The organism is Agromyces atrinae (genome assembly GCF_013407835.1).
Classification (GTDB): domain Bacteria; phylum Actinomycetota; class Actinomycetes; order Actinomycetales; family Microbacteriaceae; genus Agromyces; species Agromyces atrinae.
In genome coordinates this window covers 1,658,794-1,682,579 of sequence record NZ_JACCBI010000001.1, presented here as the reverse complement: position 1 = coordinate 1,682,579, position 23,786 = coordinate 1,658,794, and the positions used below count along the sequence as shown (strand labels likewise).

The window sequence follows — 23,786 nt, the reverse complement described above, 5'->3', positions numbered from 1 at the left end:
CATGGGTGAGCTCCGCTACCGCCGGCCCTCGGTCGACTGGCTCGATTCGCTGCCGCTCGGCAACGGTCGCACGGGCGCGATGGTCTCGGCTCGCGCCGAGTCCGTGCTCCTCTCGCTCAACGACGGCACCGCGTGGTCGGGGTCGGCGTCGAGCGAGGACCGTGACGAGCGGGTGTCGCCCGAACGGGCCGCGGCGGCGCTCGCCGCGGCCCGCCGGGCGATCGAGCTCGGTCGGCCGGCGGATGCGGAGCGCGAGCTCGCCGTGCTGCAGAACCGGTACACGCAGGCCTACCTGCCCGTCGGCGACGTGCGGCTCGAGATCGCGGGGGTCGCCCCCGAGACCCCGCTCGAGCGTTCGCTCGTCCTGGATGACGCGGTGCACGCCATCACGGTCGCGGGTGTTCGCGGCGACATCGAGCACGAGTCGTTCGTCTCGACGCCGCAGAACGTGCTCGTGCACCGACTGACCTCGGCGACGCCGATCGACGTGTCGCTCACGGCCGCGACACCGCTCGCCGTGCTCACGGATCGCCGCACCGCGCGCCGCGCGCGGCTCGCGTTCCGGCTGCCGGCCGACGTCGCACCGGGCCACGAGCCCGACGAGCCGGCGGCGATCGACCACCTCGACGGCATCACCCCGCTCGAGGGCGCGATCGCCCTCGGCTGGGAGCACGACGGCGAGGCGAGCGTCGACGGCGACCGCGTGAGGCTCTCCGGGATCACCCGACTCGTGCTCGTCGTCGCGACCGAGACGACGTTCGCCGGCATCGGGCGCGAACCGATCGGTGACGCCGACGGCGCGGCCGCCCGGGCCGGCGCCCGCGTCGAGGTCGCCCTCGCGATCGGCATCGACGCCGTGCGCGAGCGTCACGTCGCGACGCACCGCGCGCTCCTCGGAGGGGTGTCGCTGTCGTTCGGCGGCGACGATCCCTCGGGCCCCGCGGCACTCGATCCCGACGAACGCGTCCGGCGCGCGTCATCCGCCGTCGACCCCGTCACGACGACCGACCCCGCGCTCCTCGCCCTGCTCTTCGAGTACGGGCGCTACCTGCTCGCGGCCTCGTCGCGGCCCGGCGGCCTGCCCGCGACGCTCCAGGGCATCTGGAACGCCGAGATGCGCCCGCCGTGGTCGTCGAACTACACGCTCAACATCAACACCGAGATGAACTACTGGGCGGCCGAGCCGACGGCGCTCGCCGACACCCAGCTGCCGCTCCTCGACCTGCTCGACGCCCTCGCCGATCGGGGCCGCGCGAACGCGGCCCGTCTCTACGGCGCGCGCGGCTGGGTCGCGCACCACAACTCCGACGCGTGGGCGTACTCGTCGCCGACGCGCGGCGACGCCTCGTGGTCGCAGTGGGTGCTCGGCGGAGCCTGGCTCGTGCGCCAGTTCGACGAGCGCCGCCGCTTCGGCTCGCTCACGACGCACGAGGCCGAGCGCTTCTGGCCGATCGTCGCGGGCTGCGCCGCCTTCCTCGTCGACTGGCTCGTCGAGGCCGGCGACGGCGCTCTCGACACGCGCCCGTCGACGTCGCCCGAGAACCAGTACGCGAGCGACGCCGGGCCCGTCTCGGTCACGACGTCGAGCGCGATGGACCGCAGCCTCATCCGCGAGGTGTTCGCCCTCGCGCCCGCCGTCGCGCTCGCCGCGGGTGCGGGCGACGACGCCCTCCTCACCGAGATCGCCGCAGCGGCGGCGCGGATCCGCCCCGTCGACGTCATCGACGGCGACGTCGTCGAATGGCATGCCGGAGCCGTCGCCATCGACCCGCACCACCGGCACGTGTCGCACCTCTTCGCCGCGTTCCCCGGCGACAGCGGGCTCCCCGACGCGGCCGCCCGGCACGTGCTCAACGCTCGCGGTGACGACTCGACGGGCTGGTCGCTCGCGTGGAAGCTCGCCCTGCGGGCTCGCCTCGGCGACACCGATGCCGTCGGACGCCTCCTCGAGCTCGTCACCCGGCCCGCCGCCGATGGTCACTTCCGCGGCGGTCTCTACGCCAACCTCTTCGCGGCGCACCCGCCGTTCCAGATCGACGGCAACCTCGGCTACACCGCCGCCGTGGCCGAGATGCTCGTGCAGAGTCACGGCGACGCCATCGTGCTGCTACGCGGTCTGCCGGCCGCACTCGCTCACGGCTCGGTGCGCGGACTCGTCGCACGCCCCGGCATCGTCGTCGACCTCGACTGGTCGGGCGGTGCCCCGACCCGTGTCACGCTCCGCGCGCGGCACGCCTCGGCCGCCGGCATCCACGTCGTCGAGCACGACGGCGAGCGACGATCGATCTCGATCGGCACCGACGCGCCCACGGTCATCGACTGGCGCACCCCACCGACATCCCCCGACCACCCCTTTCGTTCACGAGGAGCAGTGTGAAGTTCACCGACGGATTCTGGCAGGCCCGACCGGGCGTCGAGGCGCTGTATGCGCAGGAGGCGTACGCGATCGACGCACTGCCGAACCGGCTCGTCGTCGAAGCACCCACGCGTGTCATCACGCGGCGCGGCGACACGCTCAACCGGCCCCTCCTCACCGTGACCCTCTCGAGCCCGCTCGAGGGCGTCATCGGCGTGCGCATCGACCACCACGTCGACCCGGGTCACGAGGGCTTCGACCTCGTCGGCGCTGACTCGCCGCTCGTCGAGATCGAGACGGATGACGCGGGCGCGAGCCTCACGTCGGGAAGCCTCACGGCTCGCGTCGGCCGCGGCGCGCCCTGGTCGCTCGACTTCACCTCCGGCGGACGCACGCTCACGCGCTCGGGCCCGAAGTCGCTCGCGCACCTCCGACTCGCCCCCGACGCGAACGTCGCCGTGGAGCCCGCGGGAACCACCGGCGTCAGCGAGGACGGCCGGCCTCCGGCATCCATCTACACCCACGCGCGCCTCGGACTCGGCGTCGGCGAGCAGGTCTTCGGACTCGGCGAGCGGTTCGGTCCGCTCGCGAAGAACGGCCAGACGGTCGACGTGTGGAACGCCGACGGCGGCACGTCGAGCGAGCAGTCGTACAAGAACGTGCCCTTCTACCTGACCGACCGCGGCTACGGCGTGCTCGTCAACCACCGCGGGCACGTGTCGTTCGAGGTCGGCTCCGAAGCCGTCGAGCAGGTGCAGTTCGCGGTACCCGGCGAGACCCTCGAGTTCTTCGTCATCGACGGCCCGACGCCCGCCGACGTGCTCGAGCGCTACACGCGCCTCACCGGTCGCCCGCCCGTCGTGCCCGCGTGGTCGTACGGCCTGTGGCTCTCGACGAGCTTCACGACCGACTACGACGAGGCGACCGTCACGAGCTTCATCGACGGCATGGCCGAGCGCGACCTGCCGCTCAGCGTGTTCCACTTCGACTGCTTCTGGATGCGCGAGTTCCACTGGACCGACTTCGAGTGGGACCCGCGCGTGTTCCCCGACCCCGAGGGCATGCTCGAGCGCCTGCACGAGCGCGGCCTCCGCGTGAGCGCGTGGATCAACCCGTACATCGCAGGGCGCTCGAAGCTCTTCGACGAGGCCGCCGAGTTCTTCGTGCGCCGCGCCGACGGCTCGATCTGGCAGTGGGACATGTGGCAGTCGGGCATGGCGCTCGTCGACTTCACGAACCCCGCGGCCGTGTCGTGGTTCCAGGAGAAGATCCGCGCGCTGCTGCGCCAGGGCGTCGACGCGATCAAGACCGACTTCGGCGAGCGGATCCCCACCGACGTCGTCTGGCACGACGGCTCGCGCGGCCCCGACATGCACAACTGGTACACGCAGCTCTACAACCAGGCCGTCTTCGACGTGCTCGTCGAGGAGCGCGGCGAGCGCGAGGCCGTGCTCTTCGCCCGCTCGGCGACGGCCGGCGGGCAGCAGATGCCCGTGCACTGGGGCGGCGACAACTCGTCGTCGTTCGAGTCGATGGCCGAGACGCTGCGCGGAGGGCTCTCGCTCGCGCTCAGCGGCTTCGGCTACTGGTCGCACGACATCGGCGGCTTCGAGGGACTGCCCGACCCCGCCGTGTTCAAGCGCTGGGTCGCGTTCGGCATGCTCTCGAGCCACTCGCGCCTGCACGGGTCGACGAGCTACCGGGTGCCGTGGGCCTTCGACGAGGGCGGAGAGGCGCCCGGGCAGAGCGCCGTCGAGGTCACGCGCTTCTTCACGAAGCTCAAGCTCGGACTCATGCCGTACCTGTTCAACGCCGGGCTCGAGGCGAACCGCGTGGGCCTGCCCGTCATGCGCGCTATGCAGCTCGCGTTCCCCGGCGACCCCGCGGTGACGCACCTCGAACGCCAGTACATGCTCGGCGGCGACCTTCTCGTCGCCCCGGTCTTCTCGGCCGACGGCGACGTGCAGTACTACCTGCCGGCGGGGGAGTGGACGAACTACCTCACGGGCGAGCGCGCCACGGGCGGATCGTGGCGTCGCGAGACGCACGGCTTCGACAGCATGCCGCTGTGGGTGCGGGAGGGCGCCGTGCTCGTCACGGGCTCCCGTGACGATCGCCCCGACTACGACTACCGCGACGACGCGCTCGTCACCGTGTATCCGGGCGGAGCCGACGAGCGCCGCGTCACCGTCGTCGACCCGGCCGACCCCGAGACGGGTGCGGTCGAGTTCACGGTGCGCCGAACGGATGCCGGCCTCGAGGTCACGTCCTCCGACGGTCGCGTCTTCCGCGCGCGCGTCACCGGCGGCACGACCCACGCCGCCTCCGGCTCCGTCACCCTCCCCCTCGCCTAGCCGCCCCGTCCTCTCCACCCCCGTCTCGGCGTCACGACACGCCGGTCATCTCGCGTGTGGCCAGCGTGTCGTGACGCCGAAACCGGGTCGGTCCCTGTCGTCTCGGCGTCACGAATGTGCTCTTCGCGGGGCGCGAGCAGCACATTCGTGACGCCGAGACGGGTGGGGGAGAGTGTGCAGGAGCGGGGCGAGGGAGCGGATGCCGCATAATTGTGCGTCAGACCAACAAAAAGGGTGGGGGTGCGGAATGACGACGATCACCGAGAGCGCGCTCGGCAACAACAACGAACTCGTGCGGCGTCGCAATCTCGGCGTCATCCTGAGCCTCGTGCACGCGAGCGGCGGACTGTCGCGCTCGACCCTCACGCGCGAGACCGGCCTCAACCGCTCGACGATCGGCGCGCTCGTCGGCGACCTCGCCGAACACGGACTCGTCGAGGTGCTCACCCCCGACTCCGCGGGCACCGTCGGGCGCCCGTCGCCGATCGTGTCGCCCGCGCCCGGCGTCGTCGCCCTCGCCGTCAACCCCGAGATCGACGCCGTCACGATCGGCATCGTGCGGCTCGGCGGCGAACTCGTCACGCGCGTGCGCTACCCGACCGATGCCCCGCCGACACCCGTCGAGGCCGTGCGCATCTCAGCCGCCGTCATCGACGGCATGCGCGGCGAACTGCAGGCGAACCTCGTCGCGGGCATCGGCGTCGCCGTTCCCGGACTCGTGCGCGCGAGCGACGGACTCGTGCGCTGGGCGCCGCACCTCGGCTGGCGCGACGTGCCGTTCGCCGAGATGCTCGCCGAGGCGACGGGCTACCGCGTCGTCGCCGCGAACGACGCGACCCTCGGCGCGATGGCCGAGCGGGCATTCGGTGCGGCGCGCGGCATCGACGACTTCATCTACCTCAACGGCGGCGCGAGCGGCATCGGCGGCGGCATCGTCGCCGGCGGCGTACCCGTCGCGGGTAAGGCGGGCTACGCGGGAGAGTTCGGACACGTGCGCGTGACGGGCGAGGTGAACGCCGGCGGCGACCCCGAGGCGGGCGCGCTCGAGAGATCCGTGAACCGCGCGGCGCTCCTCGCCGCCGTGGGCCGCACCGACGCCGAGGCCGACGGACTCGAGGCCGCGCTCCTCGCCTCGGACGACGAGCACGTGCGCGCCGAGGTGCGTCGCCAGCTCGATCACCTGAGCGTGTCGCTCCGCAACGCGATCGCCGTGCTGAACCCCGAACGCATCGTGCTCGGCGGGTTCCTCGCGTCGCTCTTCGCCGTCGACCCCGAGCACCTGCGCTCGCGCGTCGCGGCCCAGGTGCTGCCCGTCGCCGACGAGGAGGCCGAGATCGTGCGGGCCGAGCTCGGCCAGGGCATCCTCATGATCGGCGCGGCCGAGCTCGCCTTCCGCGATCTGCTCGTCGACCCGCTCGGCATCGTCGCCCGCGTCTGACGCGCGTCACCGGATGACGCGAGCTCGCGTCATCCGCCCATCCCAAGAGTCTCGGCGTCACGTTTGTGCTCTTCGAGTGAGTCGAACAGCACAAACGTGACGCCGAGACGGTGGGTGGGGTGGGGTGCGGATCAGGCGAGGGCGGGGGCGACCTCGCGCTCGAAGAGCTCGATGCCCGAGCGGTCGTACGCGGCCTCGGGGAAGTAGTGGATCGAGTAGCCGAGGCCCGCGTCCTTCCAGGCGCCGAGCTTCTCGACGACCTGCTCGGGGGTGCCGACCGCGGGGCTCGACGCGTAGTCGCCGAGGAACCGCGCCGTCGCCTCGTCGCCGAGGAACGGGCGCACGCGCGCTTCGACGACGGCGAGCCGCTCGGCGACCTCGGCCTCGGTCGCGCCGACGATCGTGTTGAAGTTCGACGAGCGCACGATCGAGGATGCATCGCGCCCGAGCTTCTCGCAGTGACCGGCGAGCACGTCGTTCTTGTGAACGAACTCGTCGAGCGTGTTGCCGTAGTTCGTGTACGACGCGTACTTCGCGGCGATCTTGAGCGTCACCTTCTCGCCTCCGCCGGCGACCCACATCGGGATTCCGCCGGCCTGCAGCGGCTGAGGCTGGACGATCGCACCGTCGACCTGGTAGTGCTTGCCGTCGAGGGTCGCGCTGCCCGTCGTCCAGGCCTGGTGCATGATCTCGACGCCTTCGCGCAGGCGTGCGAGGCGCTCGGGCGCGTCGGGGAACCCGTACCCGTAGGCGAGCCACTCGTGCTCGTACCAGCCCGCGCCGATGCCCATCTCGGTGCGTCCGCCCGAGATGAGGTCGACCGTCGCGGCGACCTTCGCGAGGTAGGCGGGGTTGCGGTAGCTGATGCACGTGCACATCTGGCCGAGGCGCACGCGCTCGGTGCTCGCGGCGAAGGCCGACATGAGGGTCCAGGCCTCGTGGGTCGCCTCGGTCGCGCTCGGCACGGGAACGGTGTGGAAGTGGTCGTAGACCCAGATCGACTCCCACGTCTCGCCGCGGTCGGCGTGCTGCGCGAGGTCGTTCATGGTGGCCCACTGCTCGGCGGGATCGATGCCGACGAGGTCGTGCCGCCAGCCCTGGGGAATGAAGAGTCCGAATCGCATGGAGTCGAGCCTACGCGTCGTGAAAGCGATTCCCCGAGATTCTTTCGCAGCGGATGACGCGGAAGCCGGTGTGGTCAGAGAGCATCGATGACAGACTTGTCGAGTGACTGTGAAAGCGCATTCCCGCATCGTCGACGAGGTCGACTGTCGCCACCCGACGCGCTCGATCTTCCGCCTGCTCGGGCGCCACAAACGGGGCGTCGCGTTCGCGGTGTTCTTCTTCGCCCTGAAGGAGACCCCGGTGTGGCTGCTGCCCGTCATCACCGGTGCCGTCATCGACATCGTCGTGTCGGGCGGGCCCGCGTCATCCCTTCTGCTCTGGACCCTCATCGCGTTCGTCGCGCTCGCCCAGAACTTCCCGAACCACCTGCTCTACACGCGCTTCTTCATGCGCGCCGTGCGGCAGACGGGAGCCGACCTCCGCAACGCCCTCGCCTCGCGGCTGCAGAGCCTCTCGATCGGTTTCCACACGCGTGCGTCGAGCTCGATCGTGCAGACGAAGGTCGTGCGCGACGTCGAGAACGTCGAGGTCATGCTGCAGCAGGTGACGCACCCGCTGCTGTCGGCCGTCATGGTCATGGTCGGTGCGCTCGTCATGACGGCGATCAACGTGCCCGCGTTCCTTCCCGTCTACGCCCTCACGATCCCGATCGCCGTGATGCTCCGCGCGGTGCTCGCGAAGCGGTCGCGGGAGCGCAACGAGAAGTTCCGCCGCGAGGTCGAGCACTTCTCGGCGCGCGTCGGCGAGATGGCGACGCTCATGCCCATCACGCGTGCCCACGGCCTCGAGTCGACCGCCGTCGACCGCGTCGCGCAGGGCGCCGAAGGTGTGCGCACCGCGGGCTACAGCCTCGACCTGTTGAACGGACGCTTCGCGTCGCTGTCGTGGGTGAGCCTGCAACTGCTCGGCGTCGGTTGCCTCGTGCTCGCCGCGTGGATCTCGATCTCGGGCTGGCTGCCGATCACGGCCGGTCAGGTCGTGCTGCTGAGCTCGTACTTCGCGCTCCTCACGGGTGCCGTCACGGGCCTCCTCATGCTGCTGCCGATCGTCGCGCGCGGCACCGAATCGGTGCGCTCGATCGCCGAGGTGCTGCAGGAGCCCGACATCGAGTTCAACGAGGGCAAGTCGCCCGTCGATGCCGTCGCGGGCGGTATCGCCCTCGAGTCCGTCGGTTTCCAGTTCCCCGATGACGACGTGCCGGCGATCACGGGCATCGACCTCGAGATCACGCCCGGCGAGACGATCGCGTTCGTGGGGTCATCCGGCTCGGGCAAGTCGACGATGCTGAACCTCGTGCTCGGGTTCCTCCGCCCGACGTCGGGGCGCATCATGCTCGACGGCGTCGACATGGAATCGCTCGATCTCCGCTCGTTCCGCCGGTTCGTCTCGGTCGTGCCGCAGGAGTCGGTGCTCTTCGAGGGGTCGATCCGAGAGAACATCGCCTACGGACTCGGCGACGTGAGCGACGAGCGCGTGCTCGCCGCCCTCCGCGATGCGAATGCGCTCGAGATCATCGAGGCGCAGCCCGACGGCTGGAACACCGTCGTGGGCGAGCGCGGCGCGCGGCTCTCGGGAGGTCAGCGTCAGCGCATCGCGATCGCTCGGGCGCTCGTGCGCGACCCGCGCGTGCTGCTGCTCGACGAGGCGACGAGTGCGCTCGACCCGGCATCGGAGGCGAAGGTGCGCGATGCGCTCGGGCACCTCATGCAGGGTCGCACGACCCTTGTCGTCGCGCACCGGCTCTCGACGATCCGCTCGGCCGATCGCATCGTCGTGCTCGAGAAGGGCCGCATCGTCGAGGTGGGCCCGCACGACGAGCTCATCGCCCGCAACGGCCGCTACGCCGAGCTGCACCGCGTCCAGACCGGCTGACCCGCCCGCGCTGTCCCACGTCCCGCCCCGGCTCACGCCGTCCGAGCCCTCGGTCTCGGCGTCACGTTTGTGCTCTTCGCGAGCGCTGAAGAGCACAAACGTGACGCCGAGACGGAAGAGAGTGGCGGCTAGAACCAGAAGCCGAGGTGGGGGGCGCGCTCGGGCGCGAAGAGGCGATCGAGCGTCGCGGCGACGCCGGGCGTCTCCTCCGCGAGCCGGCCGGCCGCGGCGAGGGCGCTCCACCGCACGTCGCCGAGGAGCAGGGCCGACAGTTCGCCGACGCCGAGACGGATGTCGCCCGCCGGGGCATCCTCGCGCGCGGCGTCGATCGTCTCGACGCGCGCGTCGCCCGCGTCATCCGTCACGAGTTCGTAGCGACCGGACGCGAGCCCGAGCGCATCGTCGACGTCGATCACGACGCGGCCCGCGGCGGCGTAGCGGCGCGACTCGAGCGCCGCCTGCACGTCGAGGATGCGGAGCCACAGGTGGTCGCTCGCGCTCGACGTCGCCACGGCGCGGGGGTCGTCGAGCATCCACGGCACGCGCTCGTCGCTCGCGCGAAGACCCGCCCGGATCGACCCGACGAAGTCCTGCTCGAGGAGGAACCGCCAGAGCGCGGCCTCGGCGTCGTCGGTCGCGGCGACGAGCTCGTCGAACTCGACGCGACCGGGCGACGGGGGAGTGCGCACGACCCGGTAGACGGCGAAGCCCTGCAGCTCGCCGTGCTCGTCGTCGTAGCGCACGACACGCGCCTGACGGCTCGACTCGCTCTCGGGGTCGTGGAGGCCGAGCAGGTGGCGCACGTGCGACTCGGGTCGCGTGACCGCTCCCGGGGTGCGGAGGGCGGCGCGCTCGGACACGGCGGACGCCTCGGCCGCGAACGTCGCGGGGTCGGCGAACTGCACGCGCCCGGCGGGCCGGGGGCCGCGCCACGAGACCCGGCGCCGGTCGATGTCGAGCGTCGTCACGCGCGCGGCGGGCGCGAAGCCGTAGCGACCGTAGATCGTCGCCTCGGTCACCGTGAGCATCGCGAGCGGCAGTCCCGCGGCGGCCGCCGTACGGAGTTCGCCCTCGAGCAGCGCCCGGGCGATGCCGCGACGGCGGTGCGTCGGCGCGACCGTCACCGAGCTGATCGCCCACGCCGGAATGCGACGCTCGGGCGAGACGGTGAGGGATGACACCCACGAGCTCACGGTCGCGACCGGGGTCGACGCGTCGGCGATCGTGGCGTCCCAGACGCCCGTCGTGCGACGCTCCGCGAGATGCTCGACACTCTCGGTGAGCTGGGCCTCGGTCGACCGCGGCTGGTGGAAACCGCGGGCATCGGCCTGCAACCACGCGACGAACGCGGCACGGTCGTCGGTCGCGACGCGTCCGTAGTCGAGGTTCTGCGACGCGAGCGCCGCGTGCGAGGTCGTGTCGTCGGGCAGGGTCGATGCGTCCAGAACCGTCATGCGTCCAGCCTACGAGGGCAGACGGATGTCGCGGGCCGGGGTCACCGGCCCGCGACGAGAGCGAGACCGCTCAGACGCTCGCGGTGAAGCGCACGAGCGACCACGACTCGGCGGGAAGCGTGAGCGACACGATGCCGCCGTCGACCGAGACGCCGTCGAGCGCCTTCGGGGTCGCGGCCTCGGCGTCTTCGCGCGTCTTCCGCGGGCCGGCGTGGTCGGCGATGATCGTCTGCGCGTCGACGAGGGTGAGGCCCGAGAAGGCGCTCGCGTCGATGGTCGTCTCGCTCGCGGCATCCGTTCGGTTCGAGAGGATCGCGACGAGCGAGCCCGTCTCGGCGTCCCACGTGATGGTCGAGGCGACGCCGTCGACGTCGCCGTACTTGCCGGTCGTGAGCGTCGGGGCCTCGATGCGGGCGTCGAGCGTGACGCCGCGCGCGTGCTCGGCCGTGAGGGCGATCGGGTAGAACGTCGTCTGCTTCCACGCCTCGCCGCCCGGTTCGGTCATGATCGGGGCGATGACGTTGACGAGCTGCGCGAGGCACGCGATCGCGACGCGGTCGGCGTTCCGGACGAGGGTCGCGAGCAGGTCGCCCGCGACGACGGCGTCGAGCACCGAGTAGACGTCTTCGATGAGGCGCGGCTGCTCGAGAAGCTCGAGGTTCTCTTCACCCGCGAAGCGCGAGAGGTACCAGACGTTCCACTCGTCGACCGAGAGCTTCAGGCGCTTCGTCGAGTGCTTGCGCGCGGCGACGGCGTCGGCCGTCGCGATGACCTCGTGCATGAACGCCTCGAAGGCCGCGGCCGAGGCGAGGAACGACACGCGGTCGCCGTCGTGCTCCTCGTAGTAGGCGTGCATCGACAGGTAGTCGGCGTCGTCGAAGGTGTGCTCGAGGACGATGCGCTCCCACTCGCCGAACGTCACCATGTCGCGGCTCGAGGAGCCGCACACGACGAACTCGATCGTCGGGTCGACGCGGCGCATGGCCTGGAGCGCCTGGCTCGCGATCGTGCCGTACTCGTCGGCCGTCTTGTGGCCGATCTGCCACGGGCCGTCCATCTCGTTGCCGAGGCACCACGTCTTGATCGCGTAGGGCTCGTCGGCGCCGTTCGCGCGGCGCTTCTCCGACCACGTCGTGCCGCCGGGGATGTTGCAGTACTCGACGAGGTTCGCCGCGGCGTCGGCCCCGCGCGTGCCGAGGTTCACGGCCATGACGGGTTCGGTGCCGGTCTTCTTCGTCCACGCGAGGAACTCGTCGGTGCCGACCGTGTTCGGTTCGAGCGTGCGCCACGCGAGGTCGATGCGCGTCGGGCGCTCCTCGCGGGGGCCGACGCCGTCCTCCCAGAAGTAGTTCGAGACGAAGTTGCCGCCGGGGTAGCGCACGACCGTCGTGCCGAGCTCGTTCGTGAGGTCGGCGACGTCCTGCCGGAAGCCCTGCTCGTCGGCCGTCTCGTGCCCGGGCTCGTAGATGCCGGTGTAGACCGCGCGCCCGAGGTGCTCGACGAACGAGCCGAAGATGCGGCGATCGATCTCGCCGACGACGTAGGACGGGTGGACGACGATGCGGGTGGACGGCGACAATGCAGGCTCCGGTTCGATGGGGGGGACTAGGTCGTCAGGACCGACAGGTGCGGCGCGACGACGTCGGCGAAGGATGACGCCGTGCGCGCGACCACGGTCGGCCACGCGTCATCCCAAATTGTCTCATTGAAGATCTCGACCTCGATGTCGCCGGCGTAGCCCGTCGCGTCGACCGCGCGCGTGAGCGCCGAGAAGTCGATGACGCCGTCGCCCGGGTAGTGCCGCGCGAGCAGCACGTCGGCGGGCAGCGGAGTGGCCCAGTCGCACACCTGGTAGCTCGCGATGCGGCCTGCGGCGCCCGCGCGCTCGATGGCGGCGAAGACCTGCGGGTCCCACCAGATGTGGAACGTGTCGACGACGACGCCGACCTCGGGCCCGAACTGCAGCGCGATGTCGAGCGCCTGGTCGAGCGTCGAGACGACGGCGCGGTCGGAGGCGTACATCGGGTGCAGCGGCTCGATCGCGAGCGTGACCCCCGCGGCCCGGGCCTCGGCCGCGAGCTCGCCGATGGCGTCGCGCACCCGTTCGCGCGAGCCCGCGAGGTCGGTCGTGCCCGCGGGGATGCCTCCTGCGACGAGCACGAGCACGGCGGCCGAACCGTCGGCACCCGCCGCGGCGAGCACACGCGTCTCCTCGATCGCCCGGCGGTTCTCGTCGATCGCCGCACGGCGCTCGGGGCCCTCGGGCAGCGTGAAGAAGCCGCCGCGGCAGAGGCTCGAGATGCGGAGGCCCGAGTCGTTCAGACGGCGGGCGGCCTCGGCCAGTCCGACATCGGCGACGGGCTCGCGCCACAGTCCGATCGACTCGTAGCCCGCACCGGCCGTGAGGCGGAGCGCCTCGTCGAAGGGGGCGTACTTGATCGTCGCCTGGTTGAGCGAGAGGCGCGGGTGGGCGCTCATACGAGCACCTCCTCGAGGGTCGATCGTGCGGGTGCCGAGCTGACCTCGACGCCGTTGAGGGTGAGGAGCGAGTGCCAGCGCGCCGCGGCGAGTTCGGGCCGCTCGAGAGCGCCCGACTCGTTCGCGAGACGCACGATCTCGGAGAGGTGCGGCAGGCTCCGCGCGGCGTGCAGGCCACCGACCATGCTGAAGGCGGGCTGGTGCCCGTTCAGCCACGACATGAAGGCGACGCCCGTCTTGTAGTAGTAGGTCGGGGCGGCGAAGATCTGCCGCGAGAGCGCCTCGGTCGGGCCGAGGATGCGCCGGTACTCGGCGACATCGCCCGCGTCGAGCGCCTGGATGGCCGCCGAGGCGTGCGGAGCGATCGTCGTGAACGCGCCGAGCAGCGCATCGGAGTGCGATCGCTCGTCGCCCTCGATGAGGCCGACGTAGTTGAAGTCGTCACCGGTGAACATGCGCGCCGACTCGGGCAGTCGCTCGCGCACGGCGATCTCCGACCCCGCGTCGAGCAGACTCATCTTGACGCCCGCGACCTTGTCACGGTTGTACTCGATGATCGACACGAGGGTGTCGCTCGCGGCATCCGTCTCGGTCGAGCCGAAGTACGACGCGAGGCTCGGGTCGAAGGCCGCACCGAGCCAGTGCAGGATGACGGGTGTGCCCGCCGCGGCGAGCACCTCGCGGTACACGCGGCGGTAGTCGTCCGCCGTCGTCGCGGCCCGCGCGAGGTGGCGGCTCGCCATGAGCACGACGCCCGCGCCGGCATCCTCGGTGAAGTGCAGCTGCTCCTTGTACGCGTCGATCACCTGATCGAGCGAGATGGACTCGTCGTCGACGTGGTCCGTATTCACGCCGACGACGAGGTTCGCGCCCACGGTGGCCGCCTCGGCGGCACTGCGGGAGATGAGTTCACGCGTCGCGGCGGCATCGAGGCCCATGTTGCGCTGCGCGGTGTCCATGGCGTCGGCGACGCCGAGCCCCCACGACCACACGTGGTGGCGGTAGGCGAGCGTGCGGTCCCAGTCGATCTCGGCCGGCTGACCGGGGGTGTTGTCGGCCCACACTTTCGGCACGACGTGCGCCGCGGCGTAGGCGACGCGGCTCTCGAGGGGCCGTCGCGGCTTCGAGAACGACGGCGCGGCGGCGAGCGGGATGACGGTCGTCGAGCCGTCGGCGGCGAGGAGCGTGAGCCCGGTCATGTCAGGCCTTGGCCCCGTCGAGGGTGACCTCGGGCAGGTCGATGCGGCGACCGGTCGTCGACGACTCGAGACCGAGTTCGGCGAGCAGCACACCGCGCGCACCGGCGAGGAAATCGAAGTGGTTGGGGGCGTCGTCGGCGACGTGGCGGATGAACTCCTCCCACTGCGTCTTGAAGCCGTTCTCGAAGACGTCGTTCGACGGAACCTCGATCCAGTCGCCGTCGTAGTCGTGCTGGTCGGCGAGGTCGGGGTTCCAGACGGGCTTCGGGGTCGCGTTCCGCGGCTGGATCTTGCAGCCGAAGAGACCGACGACGGCCGAGCCGAGCGTGCCATCGACCTGGAACTCGACGAGCTCGTCGCGGTTGACGCGGGTCGTCCAGCTCGAGTTGAGCTGGGCGACGACGCCGCCCTCGAGCTCGAAGATCGCGTAGGCCGCGTCATCCGCGGTCGCCGTGTAGGTGTTTCCGGCCTCGTCGACGCGCTCGGGGATCTCGGTGACGGCGCGGGCGTAGACCGACTTCACACCGCCGAAGAGGTTCTCGAGCACGTAGTTCCAGTGCGGGAACATGTCGACGATGATGCCGCCGCCGTCTTCGGCGCGGTAGTTCCAGCTGGGGCGCTGCGCGGGCTGCCAGTCGCCCTCGAACACCCAGTAGCCGAACTCGCCGCGCACCGAGAGGATGCGACCGAAGAAGCCCGAGTCGATGAGGCGCTTGAGCTTCTGCAGGCCCGGGAGGTAGAGCTTGTCGTGCACGACGCCGTTCTTGATACCGGCGGCGTCGGCGAGACGGGCGAGTTCGAGCGCCTCCTCGAAGCTCTCGGCGGTCGGCTTCTCGGTGTAGATCGCCTTGCCGGCCGCGATGGCCTTCTTGATCGCGACGGCGCGCGCCTTCGTGACGAGGAAGTCGGCGTAGATCTGCCAGCGGTCGTCGGCGAGCGCCTCGTCGAGGTTCGTCGTGTAGTGCTCGATGCCGTGGCGGTCGGCGAGCTCCTTGAGCTTCGCTTCGCTGCGGCCGACGAGGATCGGCTCGACCTGCACGCGCGTGCCGTCGGCGAGTTCGACGCCGCCCTGATCGCGGATCGCGAGGATCGAACGCACGAGGTGCTGGCGGTAGCCCATGCGGCCTGAGACGCCGTTCATGATGATGCCGATGGTCGGTGTGTTCTGCGGCTGGGGAGCGCCCGAGGGAGCGGCACTCGACGATGAGTCGTTCACGGTGGTTCTTTCTGTCAGGCGAGCGGGAAAGCGTTTACCCGAGTGTAGGGCACGCAGAGACGCCGCGCAATATCGGTGGAGGTGTCAGGCGACGGTGGGTGCCCCGCGGGCCGGGGCGTCGCCGCCCTGGCGTTCGATCGCACGGAGCGAGCGCGCGACGAAGGCGGCGATACGGCGTGCTCCCGCGCGGCGGAAGTGCGTGTCATCCCGGAGGCCGTCGGGCCACATCGCGGTCTCGCCCGGCGCGAAATGGCAGAACAGGTCGCGCGATGCGGCGTCGCCGAGGTCCTCGTAGAGCCACATCGTGAACGCGGTGAGGTCGATGAGGGGAACGTCGCACTCCGCCGCGAGGTCGCGCACCGCGTTCGGGTAGTCGCCGTGCGTGGGCGTGACCCGATCGGCCTCGAACCACCTCCGCTCGCACGACGTGCAGAGGACGGGCGAGCCGCCTCGTGCGCGGACGTCCGCGATGAAGCCGCGCAGCCGCTCGGAGTAACCGCCGCGCGAGTCGAGCGCCGCATCCTTCTGGTCGTTGTGACCGAACTGGATGACGACGGTGTCGCCCGGCGCGAGCGCGTCGAGCGTGGCCCGCCAGAGGCCGTCGTCGATGAAGCTCTGCGTCGTCGCGCCGCCGCGTGCCCGGTTCTCGACGGGCGCGTCGACGAACTCGGCGAGAGCCCCGCCCCAGCCCGACATCGGCGACGAGTCGACGGGTGACTCGACCGTCGAGTCACCCGCGAGATGGTAGGTCACGATCGCTCCTCGGGGAGGGCATCGCCGATGAGGGCGAGGTTCTGGATGAGGGCGAGCCCGTACTGGGCGGCGTCGTTCGTGGAGACCGACGGCACCTCGTCGACCGGTCGGAGCGTCGCGGGGCCCTCGACCCTCCGCAGCGTGAAGTCGCGCCGGTGCACGAGCCACTCGCCGACGCCCTCGAACTCGCGCCACGCACGCGCGGCGAGTTCGGGGTCTCCGGAGCGCGCCGCCGCGTACGCGGTCAGTCGACTGTGCGCCTGCTCGAGATGGATGCCGCTGAGCGGTGCGCCGACCGCGCGCTCCTGCTCCTCGGGCGAGGCCAGGAACAGTCGGCAGTAGTCCGCCCACGCATCGGCGAAGCCCGGCACGTCGACGAGTGAGATGAGTTCGCTGCAGACCTCGACGAGGCCGAAGACGGCGCTCAGGTGCGACACCGAGACGCGGTCGCGCGTCGTGTCGAAGCGGCCCGACTCGAGGTCGTAGAGCGCCTCGCCCGTCAGGAATCCGTGCGGAAGCTCCGCGATGTCGGCCATCGTGCCGAGCAGGCGGTCGCGCGAGCGGGTGTTGCCGGTCCGCTCCCAGTCGGCGAGCCACGTCGCCGCGAGCGCGCCCCAGTCGGTCCCGAGCCCGACGGCGAGGGCGTGGCGATCGGGGCGGTACGTCGCCGCGTCCTCACGCACCTTGCGCGTCGGATCGGTGTCGAGGAAGCGCTCGTCGCTGTCGCGGAGCTCCTCGAGCAGGTCGCCGATCCGCTCGTCGGCGGTCAGGTAGTGCAGGAAGCGACGGTAGATCGGGCTGCTGATGCGCAACTGCTTGGCGCTGCATCCCCAGTGCTGCACGTTGTGCCGCGAGCCGAGTCCCTTCCAGCGACCCGAGTGGTAGACGTCGACCTCACCGGTGTGCCGGGTCATCGCCTCGGCGAGACGGAAGACGTCGGCGCGGCCGCTCCGCAGGTACGAGTACCAGAGCCACAGGTCGGGCGAGAGCTCGCTGTTGTCCCATGCGTAGCCGCCGACGTCGTAGCGCCACACGTGACGGTCGAGGTCATAGGCGTGCATGACGTCGCCGTAGTTCCAGAATCCGTACCAGCGTCGCTGGTCGATCTGGCCGAGATAGAACGAGAGCAGGAAGTCGTTGCTGTCCTCGATCTCTTCCTGCATCGGGGTCGAGCGGCTGACGGGGGACCAGTCGCCGAAGACCCCCACCGCGTGCAGGTGCTCGGGCGTGGGTTGCAGCAGCGGCGGGCGCTGCAGGTGCTCCACGGCGCGCGCGACGCTCTCGATGGCCGGCGTCGCCTCGAGGGCGAAGAGGGTCAGTTCGTGCGTGCGGGCGATTCCGTGCGCGTCGCCGAAGCCCGGCTCGTAGTCCTCGTAGGTGATCTCGAGCGCATCGAGCTGACTGGCGTAGTCGTCCTGCCCGAGGCCGTCGTGGTAGAACCGCATGTCCATGGGGCGGGCCTCGGGGGCGTGCAGCCAGGCCGTGAGGGTCGCGGTCGCGCCGTCCATGCCGCGGATGTCGAGCTGCCCGGGGTGCGACTGCCAGAACGAGCGCACGCCGATGCCGAAGCCGCCGGCCGGGTCGCTGACCGCGACGTAGCCGTCGGCGCGCGTGCCGGCGCCCGCGTCGATCCATGCGTGGCCCGGCGCGGTGCGCTTCCGGATGCTGAAGCCGTCGGCACTGAGCTGCGTGAGCGTGATGTCGCCCCACGTCGGGATCCAGCGCAACCGAGTGCTTACCGTGGCATCCCACTGCTCAAGCGGCGGGGTCGGGCGTCCCGCGATCTGCGCGGATCGCACGTCGGCCCCCGGATCGCGTCGGAGCCCGGTCAGGCCGCGCACGGCCTCGGAGAAGAACCCTCCGTCGGAACCGGCGAGACGGATGTGGCGGTCGTGGGGCTCGGCCCGCAGCGGTACGTCGGCGCGCACGCCGAGGCCCGCGAGGAAGTCGGAGTCGGCGTCGCCGTCCCAGAGGAATGTGTGCACGACGCGCACGCTCTCGGCGCCCGCGAGGATCACGAAGCGCACGGTGAAGGTCAGCCACTCGCGGTCGCCGGCCTCGGCGCGGTGCGTGCCCTCGACGCGGATGACGGCGCGCACGGGCCCCGCCTGCTCGACGTCGACGGTCTGCACGTGCGAGGCGAAGTGCGCACGTGGAGCGCTGCCGCCGTCCTCCGGGATGTCGGACTGCAGGAGGCTCACGAGCCGGATGTTCTCGGCGACGATCTCGCCGCCACGGCGGATGCTCCGGAGGAGGGAGGAGGAATCGGGGCCGCCGGGCTCGGAGAACTCGACGCGCAGCCCTCCGGTGGAGACGACGATCGCGTCATCCGTGCGGGTCACCGACACCTCGGCGGTCGACGACGGAGCGGGTTCGGCGGCCGTCACGATCTCGTAGCGACCCGGGTGATCGGTCGCGCCGAGGGCGCATCCCACCCACTTCACGGAGCCGTCGGGCCACGTGGCGAGCGGCCAGAACTGTGCCGGCACGGCGTCGCCGTCGACCTCGCGCAGGCGCACGTCGTCGAGGGAGTGCACGAGGCCGCGCGGCAGCGGCGCCCCCCAGGTGACCCCGTCGATCGTGTCGGGCGCGTCGCCGTCGAGCCAGCGGAGCGGAACGCGGAGCGTGTCGTGCGCGGTCATAGTGAGTGCACCTCCAGGTTGCGGTAGCACGCGATGAGAGGTGCCATCTGTCGGAATCCGAGCCGCCCGCCGCCGACGCGCGGGCCGGTCGATCCGTCGTCCCGCCAGCGGAACAGGGTGAGGTCGTCGATCGAGAGCTCGACCTCGCCCCGGTCGTGCACGACCGACATCCGGTAGAACGCCTCGCGGGCGTCGACGACGGGAGGCAGCGGGTCTGCCCCCTGTGCGACGAGGTGGAAGCCCGGCGACTTCCGGAGGTTGCACGTGTGGAACGCGCGCTCGTCCTCCCAGCGCCGCCGGAAGTACGACACGTGGAGGGTACGGATGTCGCTCGAGTGATACTGCGGGTAGCTCCCGGAGCGCTCGGCGAGGCCCTCGTCGAAAATGCCTCCGCCCGCGACCGACGACGCCCCGAAGAAGAGCATCGCGAGCCCCGGCTCCGCGCGCGGCGAGAACTCCCACGTGATGCGCACGCGGTCGCCGAACACGTCGGGGCACCAGATCGTCCAGTGGTCGTCGATGCCGCCGGCACCCGAGAGCAGGAGCCCGTCGTCGCCCTCCGCGATGTCGACCGGCCCTTCCGCGATCCAGTCGTCCAGATCGGAGAGGTGCGTGAGCGGATTGGCGTACAGCAGCGTCATCCCTTCACCGAACCGATCAGCATGCCCTTCGCGAAGTGCTTCTGGAGGAAGGGGTAGAAGAGGAGGATCGGCAGCGTCGCCACGACGATGACGGCGAACTTGATGCCCTGGGCGGGCGGCAGCTGACTCGGATCGGCGTCGACGATCGACAGGTCGGTCGCGACGGTGACCTGCCGGAGGAACATCTGCAGGGTCCACATCGAACTGTCGTTGAGATAGAGGAGCGGCGACATGAAGTCGTTCCAGATGCCGACGGCGTAGAACAGCGCGAACGTCGCGAGCACGGGCTTCGACAGCGGCAGGACGACGCTCCAGAGCGTCTGCATCTCGTTCGCTCCGTCGATCATCGCCGATTCCTCGAGGCCCGCGGGCAGCTGCTGGAAGAAGTTCTTGATGATGATGAGGCTGAACGGGTTGATCGCCATCGGCAGGATGAGCGCCCAGTAGGTGTCGAGCAGGCCGAGGTCCTTGACGACGAGGAACGTCGGGATCATTCCGCCCGAGAACACCATCGTGAACACGATGAGCGCGAGGATGACGCGTCGCCCCGGGAAGTTCAGCTTCGAGAGCGGGTAGGCCATCGACGCGGTGAGGAGGAGCTGGATGACCGTGCCGACGACCGTCACGCCGATCGTGGTGACCATCGCGCGGATGAACGCGTCGCTCGTCAGGATCGACTCGTAGGCGCGCAGGCTGAACGTCTCGGGCCACAGGAAGAACGAACGCGTCGCGAGCTCGGCCTCGGTCGCGAACGACCCGGCCGTCACGAAGATGAACGGCAGGAGGGCGAGGACGCCCACCGCGATCAGCAGGACGACGTTGAAGACGTCGAAGGCGCGCCCGGCGCGGGTGTTGAAGCGGTACTTCTCGCGAGGCATCAGAAGATTCCCGTCTGGTTGAAGCGGCGCGCCAGCCAGTTGGCGCCGAAGATCAGCACCACGCCGACGATCGCCTTGAAGAGGCCCACCGCCGTGCTGTAGCTGTACGACCCTTGCGTGATGCCCATGAAGTAGACGTAGGTGTCGAACACGTCGGCCACACTGCGGTTGAGCGCGTTCGTCATGAGGTAGATCTGCTCGAAGCCCGTGTTGAGCACCTGGCCCATCTGCAGGACGAGCATGACGATGATCGTCGGCATGATCGAGGGGATCGTGATGTGCCACACCCGCTGGAAGCGGCCGGCGCCGTCGATGATGGCCGCCTCGTACTGCTCCTGATCGACACCCGCGAGCGCGGCGAGGAAGATGATCGTTCCCCAGCCCGTGTTCTTCCAGATGTCCTGCAGCACGATGATCGGCCGGAACCATCCCGGATCGGTGAGGAAGTCGATGTTGGTTCCGAGCACGCCGTTGATCAGCTGGAAGAGCGGACCGATGTCGAGGGCGAACAACAGGTAGGTGAGCGACGCGACGACCGTCCACGACAGGAAGTGGGGGATGTAGATGAGCGTCTGCACCGAGCGCTTGACCATCGTGACGCGGAGCTCGTTGAGGAGGAGCGCGACGACGATCGTGAGCGGGAAGGCGACGAGGAGGCTCAGCAGCGCGAGGATGAGGGTGTTGGCGAGGAGCCGGGGGAAGTCTGGGCTCGCGAAGAAGTCCTCGAAGTGCGCCCAGCCCACCCACGGACTGTCGTTGATGCCGAGGAACGGCACGTAGTCCTTGAACGCGATGACGGCGCCGTACATCGGTCCGTACCGGAAGAGCGCGAAGTAGATCGCGCCCGGCAGCAGCAAGAGGTACAACCACTTGAACTGTGTGAAGTGGGCGCGTGCGCCCCGGCGGCGTGCCGGCGGTCTCGTGTCGAGCGCCGTGCTCGCCGCGACCGCAGTGTCGAGAGCGACCATGGGAGTTCCTGTCGGTCAGCGGGGCGGATGCCGCGTGGCATCCGCCCCGAGGTGACTCAGTTGTTCTGAGAGGCCAGTTCGTTGATCTCGGCGATGACCGCGTCGCCGCCGCTCGAGCGCCACAGGGCGATCGCGTCGGTCAGGCCGTCGCGATCGATCTGACCGGCGATGTACTGGATGCGCGCGTCGGCGATGATCGTGTCGAGCTGGGCGCCCTTCGAGACGTACGTCTTCGAGACGAACGCCGCAGCGGGGTCGTACTCGGCGGACTCGAGGTCGGACTCCTCGATCGCCTTGCGCTTGTCGTACATCTCCTGCTCGTACTCCGTGGGCTGCTTCGGGAGGTAGCCCTGGAAGCCGGTCACGTTGGTGCCGAGCTGCGAGTAGCTGAGGACGGCGTCCTTGAGGGCCTGGGGGGCGCTGTCGACGGCCACCGCGAGGTCGCCGTCGAGGGTGTACGTCGTTCCCTCGATGCCGTTGTTGAGGAGCGCACCGGCTTCGGTCGAGTTCATGTTGTTGAGGACTTCGAGCACGGCGCGCAGCTCGGCCTCGGTGCGCACGTTCGTCTTCGGGATGGCGAGGAAGCCGCTGTACCCGGTCGTCGGGTGCGCGTGGAGGACGCCGTCGGGGCCCTCGAGGTTGCCCGTGATCTCGACGTAGTTCTGGAACGAGTCGGGGTCGGACTCCTTGAGGAGGCTCATCAGCACGCCGGCGCGCGAGTGCACGTCGATGATGATGCCGCCCTTGCCGTTCAGGAACGGCTCGTTCCAGTTCGCCGAGTCGAAGGTGGCGTAGTCGGGGTTCACGAGGCCCTCGTCGACGAGGCGCTTCTCGTAGTCGACGGCCTCGAGCCATTCATCCGTCGTGAAGCTCGGGACGAGTTCGCCATCGCGCTCGGTCCAGCGGTTGCCGGCGCCGTGCCACGTCTCGATGACGTCGTAGGGGCTGTTGCTGCCGATCGCGCCGGGCCACTTCGGGATGATGAGGCCGTAGGTGTCGTCGGCGCCGTTGCCGTCGGGGTCGTTCTGGGTGAACGCCTTCGCCACCTCGTAGAGGTCGTCGGTCGTCTTCGGGACCTCGAGGCCGAGGTTCTGCAGCCAGTCCTTGCGGAGGATGACCGCGGCACGCATGCCGTCGCGGGCGCGGAACACGCCGTACACCTCGCCGTTGATGCTCGCGGCCTTCTGCACCTCGGGCAGCGTCGTCGCGAGGTTCGGGTAGTCGGGGAGGTACTCCGAGAGCTCCCAGAACGCGCCGGCCTGGGCGTTCCGCACGAAGCCCGGGTCCTTGCCCTGCACGACCATGACGTGCGGGATGTCGTCGCCCGCGAGGGTGATGTTCGTCTTGTCGAGGTACGACGAGTTCGGCACCCACGTGATGTCGAGCGTGACGCCGGCGATCTCTTCGAGCGCCGTGTGGATCTCGTTGTCGCCCGAGGGGGCGTTCGTCACGAGGTACGGGGCCATGATCGACACCGTCGTGAGATCGGCGGCCTCGCCGCCGGTGTCGCTCGCCGAGCAGCCGGCGAGGACGACGGCGCTCGTCGCGATGAGAGCGGCTGCGGACAACTTGGTTCTGTGTAGCACGTGAACTCCTTCGTTCGGACGGGGTGCGCGCCGAAGCGCGCGGAGATGCAAGTGGAGGGGGTCAGACGTCGCGCCGAGAGCGACCGCTGAGCACTGCGGTCGGCTTCGCGGACGGACCGACCGGCGTGGGCGGCACCTTCTCGTCGCGGAGCATGCGGTCGTTCGCCGTGAAGAATCCGACGCACAGCGCGGTGCTGATCGAGAGCCATGCCCCGATCGACACGAACGGGATGAGACCGGGAAGGGCGAGGCTCGCGCTCGTCACGCCGGTGGCGGCGACGCACAGGAGGAGCGCGTGAGCGATGTTGCGCGTCATCCATCGCGACGCCGTGGGCAGGTAGGCCGAGAGCGGCAGCTCGTAGTGCGCGTAGAGCGGCGCGATGAGCGTGGTGATGACGAGGGCGATCGCCGTGGCGACGGCGACCGTGATTCCGAGGGGGGTCGTGAGCGTGTCGCTCGTCACCACCGAGATGAGCTGGAGGGCGAGCAGGGTCGAGACGAGGAGCGGCGCGGCGAGGATGCCGTTCGCGCGCCAGAATTCGCGTCGCCAGGCGGCCGCGAACTCACGGAGCGTGGAGGTCTTCTCGTCGCGGAGTCGCCGCCGCGTCAGTTCGGTGGCCGCCACGGTCGCCGGAGCGGCGCCGAGGACGATGCCTCCGGCGGCGGTGAAGAGCAGCCAGAGGGCGTTCATGACCATCGCCCACCAGATCCAGTCGCAGACCGAGTGGATCCGCAGAGCCCACGTGCTCGGGGTCGTCTGCGAGGTCATCGTCATCTCCATCGATACGTCCGGAATGCGTTTTCCGGCCAACACCTGGAGAGTGTA

The 23,786-nt window shown here is 70.3% G+C and carries 17 protein-coding genes; 4 read left to right on the top strand and 13 right to left on the bottom strand.

Translation table 11 applies throughout. The annotated features are described in order from the left end of the window. Position 1: 1 nt before the first annotated feature. The 3 genes from BJ972_RS08040 to BJ972_RS08030 all read left to right on the top strand — a co-directional run bounded on the left by BJ972_RS08040 (position 2) and on the right by BJ972_RS08030 (position 6,148). Entirely contained in the window at positions 2 to 2,377 is a 2,376-nt protein-coding gene (locus BJ972_RS08040; RefSeq protein WP_129176762.1) for a glycosyl hydrolase family 95 catalytic domain-containing protein, read from the top strand. Beyond that, the gene (gene yicI, locus BJ972_RS08035; RefSeq protein ID WP_129176764.1) at positions 2,374 to 4,710 is read left to right on the top strand and encodes an alpha-xylosidase; all 2,337 of its coding nucleotides are present in this window, start codon (positions 2,374 to 2,376) and stop codon (positions 4,708 to 4,710) included. The genes BJ972_RS08040 and yicI overlap by 4 nt, the downstream gene beginning before the upstream one ends. A 247-nt stretch (positions 4,711 to 4,957) precedes the next feature. Next, on the top strand, positions 4,958 to 6,148 hold the full coding sequence (locus BJ972_RS08030; protein WP_218851003.1) for an ROK family protein: 1,191 nt from the start codon (positions 4,958 to 4,960) through the stop codon (positions 6,146 to 6,148). A gap of 131 nt (positions 6,149 to 6,279) precedes the next feature. On the opposite strand, the gene BJ972_RS08025 is transcribed toward BJ972_RS08030, so the two are convergent. Beyond that, a complete protein-coding gene (locus BJ972_RS08025; RefSeq protein ID WP_129176766.1) occupies positions 6,280 to 7,272 on the bottom strand; it encodes an LLM class F420-dependent oxidoreductase in 993 nt (330 codons plus the stop codon). Between the two features lie 103 nt (positions 7,273 to 7,375). Here BJ972_RS08025 and BJ972_RS08020 point away from each other — a divergent pair, with 103 nt between their 5' ends. Next, the gene (locus tag BJ972_RS08020) at positions 7,376 to 9,145 is read left to right on the top strand and encodes an ABC transporter ATP-binding protein (protein ID WP_129176768.1); all 1,770 of its coding nucleotides are present in this window, start codon (positions 7,376 to 7,378) and stop codon (positions 9,143 to 9,145) included. Positions 9,146 to 9,273: 128 nt separating this feature from the next. Here the strand turns inward: BJ972_RS08020 and BJ972_RS08015 are convergent, their stop codons facing one another. From BJ972_RS08015 to BJ972_RS07960, 12 genes are all read right to left on the bottom strand, one after another. Then, entirely contained in the window at positions 9,274 to 10,599 is a 1,326-nt protein-coding gene (locus BJ972_RS08015) for a GNAT family N-acetyltransferase (RefSeq protein WP_129176770.1), read from the bottom strand. A gap of 70 nt (positions 10,600 to 10,669) precedes the next feature. Next, a complete protein-coding gene (gene arfA / locus BJ972_RS08010) occupies positions 10,670 to 12,178 on the bottom strand; it encodes an arabinosylfuranosidase ArfA (RefSeq protein ID WP_129176772.1) in 1,509 nt (502 codons plus the stop codon). A gap of 26 nt (positions 12,179 to 12,204) precedes the next feature. Further along, a complete protein-coding gene (locus BJ972_RS08005) occupies positions 12,205 to 13,077 on the bottom strand; it encodes a sugar phosphate isomerase/epimerase family protein (protein ID WP_129176774.1) in 873 nt (290 codons plus the stop codon). Continuing rightward, entirely contained in the window at positions 13,074 to 14,276 is a 1,203-nt protein-coding gene (locus tag BJ972_RS08000; protein ID WP_129176776.1) for a dihydrodipicolinate synthase family protein, read from the bottom strand. Before BJ972_RS08000 ends, BJ972_RS08005 begins: the two co-directional genes overlap by 4 nt. 1 nt (position 14,277) lies before the next feature. Further along, the gene (locus BJ972_RS07995) at positions 14,278 to 15,417 is read right to left on the bottom strand and encodes a Gfo/Idh/MocA family protein (RefSeq protein ID WP_129176962.1); all 1,140 of its coding nucleotides are present in this window, start codon (positions 15,415 to 15,417) and stop codon (positions 14,278 to 14,280) included. Positions 15,418 to 15,576: 159 nt separating this feature from the next. Further along, complete coding sequence (locus tag BJ972_RS07990; protein WP_129176778.1) at positions 15,577 to 16,245, bottom strand: rhamnogalacturonan acetylesterase; 669 nt, start codon at positions 16,243 to 16,245, stop codon at positions 15,577 to 15,579. Continuing rightward, positions 16,242 to 18,887 carry an exo-rhamnogalacturonan lyase family protein gene (locus tag BJ972_RS07985; protein WP_129176780.1) on the bottom strand — a complete coding sequence of 882 codons (2,646 nt, stop codon included), beginning with the start codon at positions 18,885 to 18,887 and terminating at the stop codon, positions 16,242 to 16,244. The genes BJ972_RS07990 and BJ972_RS07985 overlap by 4 nt, the downstream gene beginning before the upstream one ends. Next, positions 18,884 to 19,528 carry a DUF1961 family protein gene (locus tag BJ972_RS07980; RefSeq protein WP_129176782.1) on the bottom strand — a complete coding sequence of 215 codons (645 nt, stop codon included), beginning with the start codon at positions 19,526 to 19,528 and terminating at the stop codon, positions 18,884 to 18,886. The genes BJ972_RS07985 and BJ972_RS07980 overlap by 4 nt, the downstream gene beginning before the upstream one ends. Next, positions 19,525 to 20,406 carry a carbohydrate ABC transporter permease gene (locus BJ972_RS07975; protein WP_129176784.1) on the bottom strand — a complete coding sequence of 294 codons (882 nt, stop codon included), beginning with the start codon at positions 20,404 to 20,406 and terminating at the stop codon, positions 19,525 to 19,527. Before BJ972_RS07975 ends, BJ972_RS07980 begins: the two co-directional genes overlap by 4 nt. Then, on the bottom strand, positions 20,406 to 21,374 hold the full coding sequence (locus BJ972_RS07970) for an ABC transporter permease (RefSeq protein ID WP_129176786.1): 969 nt from the start codon (positions 21,372 to 21,374) through the stop codon (positions 20,406 to 20,408). The genes BJ972_RS07975 and BJ972_RS07970 overlap by 1 nt, the downstream gene beginning before the upstream one ends. A 56-nt stretch (positions 21,375 to 21,430) precedes the next feature. Further along, positions 21,431 to 22,942: an extracellular solute-binding protein gene (locus tag BJ972_RS07965; RefSeq protein WP_218851002.1), complete on the bottom strand. Its 1,512-nt coding sequence runs from the start codon at positions 22,940 to 22,942 to the stop codon at positions 21,431 to 21,433. A 79-nt stretch (positions 22,943 to 23,021) separates the two neighbouring features. Continuing rightward, the gene (locus tag BJ972_RS07960; protein ID WP_164989981.1) at positions 23,022 to 23,729 is read right to left on the bottom strand and encodes a YesL family protein; all 708 of its coding nucleotides are present in this window, start codon (positions 23,727 to 23,729) and stop codon (positions 23,022 to 23,024) included. Positions 23,730 to 23,786: the final 57 nt, after the last annotated feature.

Bases quoted from the DNA above. Each gene is read 5' to 3' on its own strand.
- BJ972_RS07985 (WP_129176780.1), bottom strand. From the start codon at position 18,887: ATGACCGCGCACGACACGCTCCGCGTTCCGCTCCGCTGGCTCGACGGC.
- BJ972_RS08000 (WP_129176776.1), bottom strand. From the start codon at position 14,276: ATGACCGGGCTCACGCTCCTCGCCGCCGACGGCTCGACGACCGTCATC.
- BJ972_RS08005 (WP_129176774.1), bottom strand. From the start codon at position 13,077: ATGAGCGCCCACCCGCGCCTCTCGCTCAACCAGGCGACGATCAAGTAC.
- BJ972_RS07980 (WP_129176782.1), bottom strand. From the start codon at position 19,528: ATGACGCTGCTGTACGCCAATCCGCTCACGCACCTCTCCGATCTGGAC.
- BJ972_RS08040 (WP_129176762.1), top strand. From the start codon at position 2: ATGGGTGAGCTCCGCTACCGCCGGCCCTCGGTCGACTGGCTCGATTCG.
- BJ972_RS07975 (WP_129176784.1), bottom strand. From the start codon at position 20,406: ATGCCTCGCGAGAAGTACCGCTTCAACACCCGCGCCGGGCGCGCCTTC.
- BJ972_RS08030 (WP_218851003.1), top strand. From the start codon at position 4,958: ATGACGACGATCACCGAGAGCGCGCTCGGCAACAACAACGAACTCGTG.
- BJ972_RS08025 (WP_129176766.1), bottom strand. From the start codon at position 7,272: ATGCGATTCGGACTCTTCATTCCCCAGGGCTGGCGGCACGACCTCGTC.
- BJ972_RS07970 (WP_129176786.1), bottom strand. From the start codon at position 21,374: ATGGTCGCTCTCGACACTGCGGTCGCGGCGAGCACGGCGCTCGACACG.
- BJ972_RS07960 (WP_164989981.1), bottom strand. From the start codon at position 23,729: ATGACCTCGCAGACGACCCCGAGCACGTGGGCTCTGCGGATCCACTCG.
- BJ972_RS07995 (WP_129176962.1), bottom strand. From the start codon at position 15,417: ATGAACGGCGTCTCAGGCCGCATGGGCTACCGCCAGCACCTCGTGCGT.
- BJ972_RS08015 (WP_129176770.1), bottom strand. From the start codon at position 10,599: ATGACGGTTCTGGACGCATCGACCCTGCCCGACGACACGACCTCGCAC.